Annotated in this window: 13 protein-coding genes; 8 read left to right on the forward strand and 5 right to left on the reverse strand. The window is 64.8% G+C overall.

What is annotated here, in order from left to right; all coding sequences use genetic code 11:
- Positions 1 to 25: 25 nt before the first annotated feature.
- The 3 genes from IB243_RS02760 to IB243_RS02770 are packed head-to-tail and all read left to right on the forward strand — an operon-like array spanning position 26 to position 3,781.
- Positions 26 to 1,012 carry a tripartite tricarboxylate transporter substrate binding protein gene (locus IB243_RS02760; RefSeq protein ID WP_192424809.1) on the forward strand — a complete coding sequence of 329 codons (987 nt, stop codon included), beginning with the start codon at positions 26 to 28 and terminating at the stop codon, positions 1,010 to 1,012.
- Positions 1,013 to 1,055: 43 nt separating this feature from the next.
- Entirely contained in the window at positions 1,056 to 2,615 is a 1,560-nt protein-coding gene (locus tag IB243_RS02765) for an amidase (RefSeq protein WP_192424811.1), read from the forward strand.
- 20 nt (positions 2,616 to 2,635) lie between these two features.
- The gene (locus IB243_RS02770; RefSeq protein WP_192424813.1) at positions 2,636 to 3,781 is read left to right on the forward strand and encodes an FAD-binding oxidoreductase; all 1,146 of its coding nucleotides are present in this window, start codon (positions 2,636 to 2,638) and stop codon (positions 3,779 to 3,781) included.
- 47 nt (positions 3,782 to 3,828) lie between these two features.
- On the opposite strand, the gene IB243_RS02775 is transcribed toward IB243_RS02770, so the two are convergent.
- The 3 genes from IB243_RS02775 to IB243_RS02785 all read right to left on the reverse strand — a co-directional run bounded on the left by IB243_RS02775 (position 3,829) and on the right by IB243_RS02785 (position 6,264).
- Positions 3,829 to 4,044, reverse strand: a complete 216-nt coding sequence (locus IB243_RS02775; protein WP_010458461.1) for a YjfB family protein — start codon at positions 4,042 to 4,044, stop codon at positions 3,829 to 3,831.
- 87 nt (positions 4,045 to 4,131) lie between these two features.
- Entirely contained in the window at positions 4,132 to 5,547 is a 1,416-nt protein-coding gene (locus tag IB243_RS02780) for a dihydrolipoyl dehydrogenase (RefSeq protein WP_192424815.1), read from the reverse strand.
- A gap of 123 nt (positions 5,548 to 5,670) precedes the next feature.
- Entirely contained in the window at positions 5,671 to 6,264 is a 594-nt protein-coding gene (locus IB243_RS02785) for a YigZ family protein (protein ID WP_192424817.1), read from the reverse strand.
- Positions 6,265 to 6,478: 214 nt separating this feature from the next.
- Between IB243_RS02785 and IB243_RS02790 the strand changes: the two genes are divergently transcribed.
- Positions 6,479 to 6,670, forward strand: coding sequence for a hypothetical protein (locus IB243_RS02790; protein ID WP_192424819.1), 192 nt, complete (start codon positions 6,479 to 6,481; stop codon positions 6,668 to 6,670).
- Between the two features lie 82 nt (positions 6,671 to 6,752).
- Here the strand turns inward: IB243_RS02790 and IB243_RS02795 are convergent, their stop codons facing one another.
- A complete protein-coding gene (locus tag IB243_RS02795; RefSeq protein ID WP_192424821.1) occupies positions 6,753 to 7,661 on the reverse strand; it encodes a proline dehydrogenase family protein in 909 nt (302 codons plus the stop codon).
- A gap of 482 nt (positions 7,662 to 8,143) precedes the next feature.
- On the opposite strand from IB243_RS02795, the gene IB243_RS02800 reads away from it, so the two are divergent.
- The 3 genes from IB243_RS02800 (at position 8,144) to IB243_RS02810 (ending at position 9,865) form a co-directional block, all read left to right on the forward strand.
- Positions 8,144 to 8,719 carry a TetR/AcrR family transcriptional regulator gene (locus IB243_RS02800; RefSeq protein ID WP_192424823.1) on the forward strand — a complete coding sequence of 192 codons (576 nt, stop codon included), beginning with the start codon at positions 8,144 to 8,146 and terminating at the stop codon, positions 8,717 to 8,719.
- Entirely contained in the window at positions 8,716 to 9,066 is a 351-nt protein-coding gene (locus tag IB243_RS02805) for an SMR family transporter (protein ID WP_010458450.1), read from the forward strand. Before IB243_RS02800 ends, IB243_RS02805 begins: the two co-directional genes overlap by 4 nt.
- Before the next feature lie 88 nt (positions 9,067 to 9,154).
- Positions 9,155 to 9,865, forward strand: coding sequence for a pentapeptide repeat-containing protein (locus IB243_RS02810; RefSeq protein WP_192424825.1), 711 nt, complete (start codon positions 9,155 to 9,157; stop codon positions 9,863 to 9,865).
- Between the two features lie 20 nt (positions 9,866 to 9,885).
- Here the strand turns inward: IB243_RS02810 and IB243_RS02815 are convergent, their stop codons facing one another.
- Entirely contained in the window at positions 9,886 to 10,857 is a 972-nt protein-coding gene (locus IB243_RS02815) for a bifunctional helix-turn-helix transcriptional regulator/GNAT family N-acetyltransferase (RefSeq protein ID WP_192424827.1), read from the reverse strand.
- Positions 10,858 to 11,046: 189 nt separating this feature from the next.
- Here IB243_RS02815 and IB243_RS02820 point away from each other — a divergent pair, with 189 nt between their 5' ends.
- Positions 11,047 to 13,455 carry a YgiQ family radical SAM protein gene (locus tag IB243_RS02820; RefSeq protein ID WP_192424829.1) on the forward strand — a complete coding sequence of 803 codons (2,409 nt, stop codon included), beginning with the start codon at positions 11,047 to 11,049 and terminating at the stop codon, positions 13,453 to 13,455.
- Positions 13,456 to 13,491 lie beyond the last annotated feature (36 nt).

The raw sequence follows: 13,491 nt of genomic DNA on the forward strand, positions 1-13,491 counted from the left end.
TTTGTCACCTTTTGGAGAGAACCCCATGAACCGCAAGCAACTGCTTTTGTCGTCCGCCATCCTCTGTGCCTTGGGGGCCGCTGCGTGGGGCCCAGCTGTGGCGCAAGAGGCTGTTTTTCCCAGCAAGCCCATCACGCTGGTGATTCCGTTCCCGCCCGGTGGCGCCACGGATGTGCTGGGCCGCCTCATCGGCAAGAAGCTGGGCGACAAGCTGGGCCAGAGCGTGGTCATCGACAACCGCGCGGGGGCAGGCACCACCATTGGCGCGGCGTATGTGGCCAAGGCCGCGCCCGATGGCTACACGCTGCTGATGAGTTCGGGCACCACCTTCACCGTGAACCCCGCCGTGCGCGCCAAGCTGCCGTACGACCCGGTCAAGAGTTTTGAGCCCATCGGAATTGCAGGGCGCACCAGCCTGATCCTGCTGGCCAACAAGGATGTGCCGGTCAGCGACGTGAAGCAGTTTGTGGCCATGGTGAAGGCCGCGCCCGACAAGTACTCGTACGGCTCGTATGGCGCGGGCACCACGTCGCAGTTTGCGGGCGAGATGTTCTTCCACGCGGCGGGCCTCAAGATTCAGCACGTGCCCTACAAGGGCAGTGCGCCCGCCATGGTGGACCTGATGGGTGGGCAGATTCCGTTCACGGTCGACACCGTGTCGGCCGCGCTGCCGCAACTCAAGGACGGCAAGATCAAGGCCATTGCCGTGACAGCGGGCAAGCGTTCGGCCCTGCTGCCCAAGGTGCCCACCCTGGCCGAAAGTGGCTACCCCGGCGTGGAGATGGACACTTGGCTGGCCATGATGGCGCCACGCGGATTGCCGCCAGCGGTGAAGGCGCGGCTGGAGCTGACGCTGGCGCAGGTGGTGGCAGACCCCGAAACCCGCGACAAACTGATCGCCGTGGGGTTTGAACCCACCTATGCTTCCGCCAAAGCCGTGAGCGAGCTGATCGACAAGGAACTGCCGTTGATGCGCGCCGTCGCGCAGCGTGCGGCCATCACGGCAGACTGATCGATTCCCACAAGGCCAGCAAGAAAAAGGAGACAAATTCGACATGACGACTGCACCTAGCACCCTGGTCGAGCTGACTACCAACGAACTGCGCCACCGCATCGGCACGCGCGAAATTTCTCCGGTGGAACTGCTGGATGCGTGCATTGAACGCATTGAGGCCGTCAACCCGCATGTGAACGCCATCACCGCCACCTGCTACGACCGCGCCCGCACGGAGGCCCAGGCGGCCGAGCAGGCGGTATTGCGCGGCGAGCCGCTGGGCTTGCTGCATGGCCTGCCGCTGGGCGTGAAGGACCTCGAAGCCACGGCCGGGCTGCTGACCACCTATGGCTCGGAGATCTACCGCAGCAACATACCGGCGGAGGACAACGTGCTGGTGGCACGCCTGCGTGCGGCGGGCGCCATCGTGGCGGGCAAGACCAACATCCCCGAGATGGGGGCGGGCGCCAATTCGCGCAACACGGTGTGGGGCGCCACGGGCAACCCGTTCAACCCCAATCTGAATGCCGGAGGCTCGTCGGGCGGCTCGGCCGCTGCGCTGGCGTGCGACATGCTGCCGGTGTGCACGGGGTCGGACACGGGCGGCTCGTTGCGCATCCCGGCATCCATTTGCGGGGTGGTGGGCTTCCGGCCCTCGCCCGGCGTGGTGCCCAGCTCACGCAAGCTGCTGGGCTGGACCCCGATTTCGGTGGTGGGCCCCATGGGCCGCACGGTGGAAGAAGCCTGCCTGCAACTGGCCGCCACTGCGGGCATGTCGGCGGGCGACCCGCTGAGCTACCCGCTGGATCCGATGAGCTTCTTGCTGCCCGACACGGTAGACCTGAGCCGCCTGCGCGTGGCATACACCGAGGACTTTGGCGCCTGCGCGGTGGACAACGGTATCCGCGCCGTGTTCCGCCAGAAGGTGCAGGCCATGAAGCACCTGTTTGCCCGCTGCGACGCCATCGACATCGACCTGGGCGACGTGCATCGCTGCTTTGACGTGCTGCGCGCCGAAGCCTTTGTGGCCAGCACGCGCGAAGCCTATGAGCGCGACCCTGCCAGTCTGGGCCCCAACACCCGCGCCAACTACGAAATGGGCGCTGCGATGACCCTGCTGGACAGCGCCTGGGCGCAGGCCGAGCAGACGCGCATCCTGGCGCGCTTCCAGAAGCTGTACGAGAACTACGACGTGATCCTGGCGCCCACCACGCCCGTATCGCCCTTTGCCTGGACCCAGCTGTTTGTCAGCCACATCAACGGCGAGCCGCAGGCCAACTACTACCGCTGGCTGGCGCTGACCTATGTGACCACGCTCACTACCCACCCGGCGCTGAGCCTGCCGTGTGGGCTGGACGATGCGGGCATGCCGTTTGGCCTGCAGATCGTGGGGCGCTTTCGCGCCGACCGCCACACGCTGGGCGTGGGCCATGCGATGGAGCAAGCTTTCAAAGGCATTGCCGGGCTGGCCCGCCCACGGCCTGACCTGGCCAAATTGATGCAAACACACGCCGAGCCCGCGCTGACCTCCATCGTGACCGGTGCTCCGGATCCACGTGATGCCCGCAGCCTGCCGCGCGATGACCGGGCGGCGTCGGCTGTGCAAGTGTCAGCGGTGTAAATCGAGCCAGGAGACAAACCATGCAATCAGTGGACACCATCGTCATTGGCGCGGGCATTGCGGGGGCCTCGGTGGCGTGGCAGCTTGTGCAAGAGAGCGTTGGGTGTGAGGCCTCCAGCGTGCTGTTGCTGGAGCGCGAATCGCAACCCGGCTATCACACCACCGGCCGTTCGGCAGCGTTGTACATGGCCACCTACGGCACGCCGAACATCCAGGCGCTGACGCGGGCGAGCCGTGCGTTTTACGACGCGCCGCCGCCCGAATTTGGCGCCGACCCCATCCTCTCGCCCCGTGGCGTGGTCTATGTGGCCGGGCCTGACCAGCTCGACCTGCTGAAACAGGCCTATGCAGAAGCCCATGCCATCTCCCCCAACGTGGAATGGGTGGAACAGGGCGCATTGCTGGCCCAGCTACCGTGCCTGAAACCCGAGGCCGTGGCCGCAGGCATGAGCGAGCCCGAAGCCTCTGACATCGACGTGCACGCGCTGCACCAAGGCTACCTGCGCGGCCTGCGCCAGCGCGGCGGCCAGGTGCTGGCGAATGCCGAGGTCACGGCCCTGCAGCGTGAGGGCGACGGCTGGTTGGTGACGCTGGCCGATGGCCGGGTGCTGCAAGCCACAACCATCGTGAACGCCGCAGGCGCCTGGGCCGACGTGGTGGCGGGCCTGGCAGGCGTGCCACCCATTGGCCTGGAGCCGCGCCGCCGCACCGCCTTCACGTTTGCCGTGCCCGAGGGCATGGACGCCACCCACTGGCCTGCCGTAATCGGCATTGACGAGAGTTTTTACTTCAAGCCCGATGCGGGCCAGCTGCTGGGCTCGCCCGCCAACGCCGAACCGACACATCCGCACGACGTGGTGCCTGAAGAGCTGGACGTGGCCACGGGCATCTATCACATTGAGGAAAAAACGATCTTCCAGATCCGCCGCCCCTCCCATACCTGGGCAGGCCTGCGTTCGTTTGTGCCCGACGGGGACATGGTGATCGGCTGGGACAATCACGTGCACGGTTTCTTCTGGCTGGCCGGGCAGGGCGGGTATGGGATTCAAAGCGCGGCGGGTGCCTCGCTGCTGGCCCGCCAGCTATTGCGCCGCGAGCCGTTGGCCGAGGAGCTGGTGCGCGAGGGTGTGGTGCTGGAAGGGCTCTCGCCTGCGCGTTTGCGTTGATCTACCTGCGCAAACGGAGGATGCTTGGGGCCTTGGGGAAAAGGCGCTCAGGCGAAAGTGTTGACGTTGGTGCCCAGGGTCCCGCTGGTGGCCAGGCCGGGCTGGGGCATGGATTGCTGCATGGCGTCGATCATGGTGGCGGCAGATACGGCCTGCATGTCGAGCGCCTTTTTGAGCACCACCATGTTCAGGGCATCCGACGTCTTGGCACTGGCCAGCGCGGTGGCGGTGTTGACGATGCTGTTGGCAAGGGCGACGTCCATGGTGATTCCTTGGGGTGGTGGATTGGTATCGGCAGTTTGGGTAGCGGGCTTGAGGGGTGTTACATCTTGGGGCCGTCGCAGTAGCACTTACTCCAGTGCCGCCACACCAATGGCTGTACACGCAGCCAAATCAGACTCGCGCCCCTTGGGCAATTGCCGCGCTGTATCCCGCAGCGCAGTGCGTAAGCCTTCTTCCAGCGTGGGGTGGTAGAACGGCATCCCCAGGAGGTCGTGCACGGTAAGTTTTTGCTGGATGGCCAGCGCGAGCAGGTGGGCCATGTGTTCACCTTGCGGGGCGCACATTTCGGCGCCGAGCAGGCGGCCGGTGGCTTGGTCTGCGTGGATGCAGATGCGCCCGTGGTTCTGCTGCGATGTGCGGGCGCGGCCCTGGTTGTCAAAGCTGGTGGTGCCAGTGACTGTGTGGGCGGGATCCATGTCGGCAAAGCGCTGGCCCACGGTGGCGATGTTGGGGTCGCAGAACACAATGCCCAGCGGGGTGCGGCGCCGAAAGCGAGTGGGGGTGGGGGCCAGGGCGTTCATGCCTGCAATGTGGCCCTCGTCGGCAGCCTCGTGCAGCAGGGGCGCACGGGTGGTGGCGTCTCCCGCCAGAAACACGGGCAGGTTGCCGATCTGCTGGGTTTGTGGGTCTACGGAGGGCATGCCGCGTTTGTCCAGTGGCACGCCCAGAGTGTCCAGGCCCAGGTGCTCGATATTGGGCACCCGGCCCATGGCGGCGATGACCTGGTCCACCACAACGCGGTGGGGGCCGCTGCTCACTTCGATGCCGCCGGGCACTTCGCGCAGTTGTGCTTTGGCGCCCATGTGCAGCACCATTTCTTGCTTGAGCAGCGCCGTCAATTCGGCGTTGAGGACGGGGTTGCCCAGGCCCGCCAGGGTGTGGCTGGTGGTGAAGGCGGCCACCTGCAATCCGAGCCGGGCCAGCGCCTGGGAGATCTCTACGCCGATAGGGCCCATGCCGATCACGGCAATGCGGGGGCCGAGGGTGGGTTGCTCGAACAGGGTGTCGGTGGTGAGCATGCGGTCGCCGAATGCCAGCCATTCTTCTGGCACGCTGGGGCGTGACCCGGTGGCGATGATGATGCTGCGGGTGGGGTAGGCGGTGCCGTCGATGTCCACGGAATTGGCCCCCAGGAGGCTTGCGCGGCCTGCAATGCGGGCGCTCCCCAGGTCGTCGGTGGCCTTGATGGCGCCGGCCACAAAGTTGTCGCGCAGGGCACGCACACGCTGCAGCACGGCGGGCAGGTCGGCCGTCAAGGCGTTGGCGCCCCGCAGGCCGAATTCTTCAAAGGCGTGGCGCAGGTGAAAGGCGTTGGCCGCCTCGATCAACGCCTTGGAGGGCATGCAGCCCACGCGCGCGCAGGTGGTGCCCCAGGGGCCTTCGTTGACGATGAGGTAGCGGTCCGTGCGTTTACGCACTTCGCGCAGGGCGGCCAAGCCTGCAGTGCCTGCGCCAATGATGATGGTGTCGAGCGGTTGGCTCATGGGGGTTCTCCTTGGAAGCCCGGTAAAACTCTGAGTGTGGCGGCCTGCCGGGGGAGTGCTTGTAGGCGCAAAGGCATTTGTTCTGGACGCTGCCCCGGGTCTGCCCGGGCTTTGCTGGCGGGTTCAGGCCTCGGGCTCGGTCCAGCCCACACGGCCCTGGCCCTGGTTGTTGATGCGCAGCACAAAGGCAGTGGCCCGGGCCTCGGGCAGCCGTAGCTGCAGCGTGACAAGCGTGCCGTGCTGTACGCCTACCAGCTCGGCAGCAGCCGTTTCGATCTCTCGGCGCAGCAGGCCCTCCATCGCATAGGGCACATGGCATTGCAGCGTTTTCATGCGCTGCAGCGTGGCCTTGGGGGCGGTGAGCAGTGCCTGGGCAACGGTGTCGGTGTAGGCGCGCACCAGTCCACCCGCGCCCAGCTTGACGCCGCCAAAGTAGCGCACCACGGTCGCTTGCACGCCTTCCAGGTCTTGGTGGCGAAGCACGTCGAGCATGGGGCGACCGGCTGTGCCGCCGGGTTCGCCGTCGTCCACCGCGGCGGACTGGCCGCCCGCCAGCAAGGCCCAGCAGATGTGTGCGGCGCCGGGGTGTTGCTTCCACAGTGCATCCACGGCCGCCTGAGCACTGGCGCGGTCGGCCATGGGCTGCACGCAGCCGATGAAGCGGCTCTTCTTGATGATGAGTTCACTGTGCGCAGGCACAGCCAGGGTGTAGGGCATTGGGCGCCGAGTTTAAGGCGCGGCCCGCGGGGCCAAAACGTGACGGAATTCACGCCCGCTGCGTCTTGTAACAATGTTGATCCAACGCAGGCTGTTGTTTGTGCGTTCTGTCACACATGGCATTGGCTTGTGTTCCTACACTGGCGGCTTGTTGATGTGGCCTACGCTCGTGCTACCAATTTGAAAGCACCCAGGCCATTAAAAGAGGAACACCATGTTTGCCACGCCTTTCTCCGCCCCGTTGCCCGCCACCCTTGTCAGCCATGTATTTGGCCGCTTCATGCCGCAGCGCGTGCAGCCAGGTGTGGCGGATGTGGTGGTTGCGCCCGTGGTGGCAACTGCGGCCACGGATGACGATGCCATCCCGGACCTGGCCCAGCGGGTGCGCGAAGTGGGGGAGTGGTAGCCGCCCCGTCTGCCAGCCGGTGGTGGCCGCACCACCGCTTCACAAAAAATGGTCCTGAGGGACCATTTTTTGTGGGGTACCGTCAGAGTCCGATCAGCGCTTTGGCAATATGCCCTGCGATGCGGGGGTTCTCGTTCAGCCTTCGTGTGCTGTACCCGTACCAGTCCTTGCCAAAGGGCACATAGATGCGCACATTGAAGCCCATCCCCCGCAGCTTGTCGCGCAAGGGTTCACACACGCCCAGCAGCATCTGAAATTCAAACTGGCTCCGGTCGATGCCATCGCTGCGCACCCGCTCGACGATGCGCGCGATCAATGCAGCGTCGTGTGTGGCGATGCCGACGAAGCTTCCTGCTTCGAAACAGCGCACGACATGCTTCAGGAAGTGCTCGTTGATGGCGCTGCGGTCGTTCCATGCATCGTGCACGAGGTGCGAGCGATCCTCCACATAGATGCCCTTGCAGATGCGCAAGGTGTGGGCCCTTTGCATCAGCGGTTCAATGTCCTGGTAGGTGCGCAGTAAATATGCCTGCAATGCCAGCCCGACGTTGCCAAACCGTGCCCTCAAGCGCCCGAACAATTCGATTTCCTTTTGGGTGCAACTGGCGTCCTCCATGTCCAGGCAGACGGAGTTCTGATGGCGCTCCGCGATCTCAAGAATGCGCAGAATCAGTTGTTCGCACTGCTGCGCACCGAGCAGCAGCCCAAGTGCAGAAGGCTTGATCGAAATGTTGGCCTGTAGTCCCTGGGCCTGGACGGCATGGAGCACCTCGATGTAGGCATCGGCCGTGGCCTGTGCCTCCGGCAGGGTTGAGATGGTTTCGCCCAGTACGTCGAGCGTCACGGCGAAACCTTGCGCGTTGAGCTGTTGCACGCGCACCAGGGCTTCGGCGAGGGTGTCGCCTGCGATGTAGCGGCGAGAGATTTTGTGGATCAGTGCGCGAGGCACCCAAGGGATGGCGCGCGCCACCAGTGTGTCGAGAAGTTGCATACCGGTATCCAGAATGAAAAACGTGCGGCTTCCCGTCCTCCGCGCCCCGGCATTGAACCAGGGCAACGGGAATCGACGGGAAAAGCAAAGCGCTGGCCCGGGCGGGGGCCAGCAAGGGCAACGTTGCGACCGCGTGCGCCCAAAGCGCAGCGGCAGCTCACGCTGCGGGCGTTCAGTTCATCAATGGAGGCCAGGCTGCGCGGTGCATGCGTTCTTCTTTGTGTAGTTGCCGACGTAAGGTGCCAACTGGCGATCGTACAGCCTCAGCTCGCATCTCCCTTACCAGCCGCGGCCCACGTGAACGGGTGGGCCATGTATTCAGCGCCAGGTGGCCATGCCACCCGCCCTGTTCAGACGCCACGGCTTTAAGGTGCACGCGGGCCATGCAAGCGAGGAAAGTCCACACGTTGGCATAAGGGCTTCCTGTGCACCTTGTGATGGGCTCATTGCTACAATAAACAATCCATCTGGATGGTTTGTAAATGACTGAAGCACATCGTAGACAGAAGCAACCTGAACTCATCCGCAGCCAATTGCTGGGCGTGGTCCGTGAGCTGTTGGTAAGGGAAGGCCTCCACGCCGTCACCCTCGATGCTGTCGCCCAGCGGGCGGGCGTGACCAAAGGCGGGCTGCAGCATCACTACCGCAGCAAACAAGCACTGCTCGACGCCCTGTCGGACCAACTTTTCGAGGAGTTCGAGCAGAGTTTCGAAAAAGCGCTGAAGCAGGAAGACGACACGCCGGGGCGCCACGCGCGGGCCTACATCAGAACCTGTTTTGACAGTGGCTCGGACAGCCACCAGGTGGAAACCCAGCGGGCCATCGGCTTGCTGGCTCTCACATCAGCGCCGTGCCGGGAGCGGTGGCATGCGGCCATGGCGGTGGCGTTGAAGGCTGATGGGGATGATCCACACGCAGCCAACGTGTTGATGGCCTGCCGCTTGGCGGGGGATGGGTTCTGGTTTGCACAGATGCTCGATGTCTATGCGCTGGATGGGCCGCGCAAGGCTGCCATCCTGGACATTCTTCTGAAGCTTTGCGGCGGGGGGCGGCCATGAGCGGGGGCGCATCCGCCAGCGCCTATCTGCTGCTGGGCACTGCGATCGTGCTGGAGGTACTGGGCACCACGGCGCTGAAAGCTTCCGATGGATTCACGCGGCTGGTGCCTGGCGTGATCACCGTGGTGGCATATGCCGTGTCCTTCTACCTGCTCTCGCTCACGCTCAAGACCCTGCCGGTGGGCATTGCCTACGCGATCTGGTCGGGGGTGGGCATCGTGCTGGTATCCACCGTGGGCTGGCTGCACTACGGGCAGCGGCTGGATCTGCCCGCCCTCTTGGGGCTGGGGTTGATCGTGGCGGGCGTACTGGTCGTGAACCTGTGTTCCAAAAGCGTCAGCCATTGACGGTGCACGCGCCAAAACGGCGTGGTTTTCCCTGCTTCCAAGTTCCGATTCATCCCGCCGACCGCCCAATTCGTTGCCAGCAACTGCCATGAACCTCAGACTTACTTCATCAACCGAGCCCCAATGCATCACTGGCCAGACTTTGTCCAGGACAGAGTTGCAGGCGCTTTGCGCCGACGGGCATCCTGTTTTGCACTTTGAACACTGTGTCTTCGATGGCGCGGATTTATCAGGGTTAGCGCTCCAGGGTGCGCAGTTCATCGGCTGTTCGCTGCGGGAGGTGTCGCTGGAGAGGGCGGGCCTCGCAGGCACGCGCTGGCTCGACTGCCGCGCGGGGCAGACCCAGTTCCACCTGGCGGACCTGACCGATGCGCGCTTTCATCGCTGCGATCTCAACAACACGTCGTGGGTCCGTTCCAGCCTCGCTTCGGCATGTTTTGCAGAGGTCAAGCTCACGGGCGCGCATTTTCGGGAGGCCGAAACACTGGGGCTGAGTTTTCATGATTCGTTGCTGGTGGGGGCCGACCTGCGCGGCATTTCGTTTCGCAAGCAGGCGGTGGAGCAGCTGGACTTGTCGGACGCCGATCTGGCGGGGTGCGATTTTCGCGATGCCGTTTTCGAGGGCGGAAGCCTGCGCGATGCGCACCTCAAGAATGCGCGCTTTGACGGGGCCGACCTGCGCTCGGTGGATCTCGGCGGGCTGCGGATTGCCCAATTGGCACAGTCGTTCAAAGGGGCCATTCTCTCGGCCGAGCAGGCCGCAATGCTGATCAGCGAGCTGGGCATCCGGGTGGCGTGATGCAGCCCGCTGGGAGTGGTTTACAGCTTGAGCTCCCATGTCTCCCCCACCAGCTGCTGGCCAAATCCCTCATACGGTTCAGACTTGGCCAGCTTGAACCCCCGCTTGGCATAGATGCCACGTGCGGCAGTCAGGCAACTGTTGGTCCACAGCACCATCTTCTTGTAGCCCTTGGCCCGGGCGAACGCGATGCACTCGTCGGTCAGGCGTGCGCCCAGGCCCAGTCCGCGTGCTTTGGGCGACAGGATCAGCATGCGCAGCTGGGCCGTGGTGGCCGATTTGCGCACCACGAACACGGCGCCCACGCGTTCGCCGTCCAGCTCTGCCACCCAGCAACGCTCCCACGCTGGCTGGAACTTGCGCACAAACTGCGCGGCGATGTCGGCCACCAGGGCTTCAAATCGGCTGTCCCAGCCGTACTCGCGCCAGTAGATTTCGCCGTGCTGCTGCACCACCCAGCCGATGTCGCCGGGAACCGGGTCGCGCAGCACGGCCACGCGAGGTCCCGATAGGTTGGCCAAGGCCGGGTCGAGCAAGGTTTCGATGCGTCCCATGGCATCCACCAGCTCCTGCTGGCGTGCAGGGGGCAGGGGGGCCAGCAGAGCAGCGGCCTCGTCGCGTGAGCGCTGCTGCAGCGGCTCGAACACGTCGCGCCCAAGCGGCGTGAGGGCGAGTACGCTCTGGCGCGCATCCCTGGCGCTGGCACTGCGGGTGATCCAGCCGGCTGTTTCAAACCGGCGCAGGATGCGGCTCAGGTAGCCGCCGTCCAGGCCCAGGTCGCGCGCCAGTTCGCTGGCCACAGGCGCCTCGCGGTGGGCCAGTTCGTACAGCACGCGCACATCGGTGAGCGACAGGTTGCTGCCCAGGTACGGGTCCAGCACACCCACGCGGCGGGTCAAGAAGCGGTTGAAGCGCCGCACCGCCTTCACGGCGCTGGCAGGGGGCAGCGCGGTTGCGGGGGTGGGCTGGGGGGTATTGAGGATTGTGGTCATGAATGCCTTTGTCATGCAATTAATTGACTTTGGCAAGTATATGCCTGATGCCTATCAAGACCTCCACCGTGCAAGGGCAACACGCAAGCAGCGACAAAAAGGGCATGCCGCCGTAAAATCGCGGGTTAACCACCACAGCCGCGCCCCACGAGGCCCCATCGCATTGGGCCGGCCGCGACCCTCCTTTGCATGAACGCCCCCGTTGACGTCTCCTTTTTTGCGCGCGCCGCAAAGCCATTGGCCAGCTACCGACCGTACTGGGCCAAGCGCTTTGGCACGGCCCCGTTTTTACCGATGAGCCGCGCGGAGATGGAAAAACTGGGCTGGGACAGCTGCGACATCATCCTGGTGACGGGCGACGCGTATGTGGACCACCCGAGCTTCGGCATGGCCGTGATCGGCCGCACGCTGGAAGCCCAGGGCTTTCGCGTGGGCATCATCGCCCAGCCCGATTGGCAAAGCGCTGAGCCCTTCAAGGTGCTAGGCAAGCCCAATCTGTTCTGGGGTGTGACAGCCGGCAACATGGACTCGATGATCAACCGGTACACGGCCGACCGGAAGATCCGCAGCGACGATGCCTACACGCCCGGCGACGTAGGCGGCAAGCGGCCCGACCGCGCCGCTATCGTCTACAGCCAGCGCTGCCGCGAGGCGTTCAAGGACGTGCCCATCATCTTGGGCGGCATCGAAGGCAGCCTGCGCCGCATCGCCCACTACGACTACTGGAGTGACAAGGTGCGCCGCTCCATCGTGGTGGATGCCAAGTGCGACCTGCTGCTGTATGGCAATGCCGAACGCGCGCTGGTCGAGGTGGCGCATCGCATTGCAGCGCGTGAGCCGGTCGAGCAGATCACCGACGTGCGCGGCACGGCCTTTGTGCGCCGGCCTGATGACGAAAGCGGCAAGGGCTGGTTCGAGATCGACTCCACCAGCGTGGACGAGCCGGGCCGCGTGGAATCGCACATCAACCCCTACATGACCACCAGCGAACAGGCCGCCGCCCAGGGCAGCACCTGCAGCAAGGATGATGCTCCTGATTCAGTAGCTGGTAGCGCAGGTGGATCAAGCGCTGGGGACCAAAAAGACCCAAAAACGGCCGAGCCCAACCCCGCCATCCAGCCCATGCTGTTCGTGGCCAACCCGGCGCTCAAGGCCAAGCTCAAGGTGCCCCCACGCGACAAGAGCGTGATCCGCCTGCCCAGCTACGAACAGGTGAAAAGCGACCCGGTGCTGTACGCCCACGCCAACCGCGTGCTGCACCTGGAGACCAACCCAGGCAACGCCCGTGCGCTGGTGCAGGCGCACGGGGAGGGCGTGACGGCGCGCGACGTGTGGATCAACCCGCCCCCCATTCCGCTGACCACGGCCGAGATGGACTACGTGTTCGACCTGCACTATGCCCGCGGCCCCCACCCGAGCTACGCCGACGAGAACGGCGGCCATGACGGCGTGACCAAGATCCCCGCGTGGGAGATGATCCGGTTTTCGATCAACATCATGCGCGGCTGCTTTGGTGGCTGCACCTTCTGCTCCATCACCGAGCACGAGGGCCGCATCATCCAGAGCCGGTCCGAGGATTCGATCATCCAGGAGATCGAGGACATCCGCGACAAGGTCAAGGGCTTCACCGGCACCATCAGCGACCTGGGCGGCCCCACTGCCAACATGTACCGCCTGGGTTGCCGCAGCCCCGAGATCGAGGCGGCCTGCCGAAAGCCGAGCTGCGTGTACCCCGGCATCTGCCAGAACCTCACCACCGACCACGGCCCGCTGATCAAGATCTACCGCCGTGGCCGTGCGCTCAAGGGCATCAAGAAGATCCTGATCGGCTCCGGCCTGCGCTACGACCTGGCGGTGAAGTCGCCCGAATACGTGAAAGAGCTGGTGCAGCACCACGTGGGCGGCTACCTGAAGATCGCGCCCGAGCACACCGAGCAAGGGCCGCTGACCAAGATGATGAAGCCGGGCATCGGCAGCTATGACAAGTTCAAGCAGATGTTCGAGAAGTTCAGCGAAGAGGCGGGCAAGAAGCAGTTCCTGATTCCGTACTTCATCGCAGCCCACCCGGGCACGAGCGACGAGGACATGATGAACCTCGCCGTCTGGTTGAAAAAGAACGGCTTTCGCGCCGACCAGGTGCAGACCTTCTATCCGAGCCCCATGGCCACCGCCACGGCCATGTACCACAGCAACAAGAACCCGCTGCGCAAGATCACGCGCGAGAGCGAGACGGTGGACATTGTGCGTGGCGAAAAGCGCCGCCGCCTGCACAAGGCCTTCCTGCGCTACCACGACCCGAACAACTGGCCGCTGCTGCGCGAGGCTCTCAAGACCATGGGCCGTGCCGATCTCATCGGCAATGGCAAGCACCACCTGATTCCAACCTTCCAGCCGCTGACCGACGGCGGCTACCAGAGCGCGCGGCGCAAGAACTCGACCCCGACCGGGGCCAAGCCCGCCGTGGCGCCTGCATCGCGCACGGTGCAGCAGCCCACCAAGGGCCGCATCCTGACACAACACACGGGCCTGCCACCGCGCGTGACCGGGGGCGCGGCCAAGCCGGCGGCTGGCGGCAAACCGTTCAAGAAAGCGCGATAGTCCGCTGCCTGCGTGGCGGCGGGCAAAGCGCCCATT

It is taken from the genome of Acidovorax sp. ACV01 (assembly GCF_014851495.1).
Taxonomy (GTDB): Bacteria; Pseudomonadota; Gammaproteobacteria; order Burkholderiales; family Burkholderiaceae_C; genus Acidovorax; species Acidovorax radicis.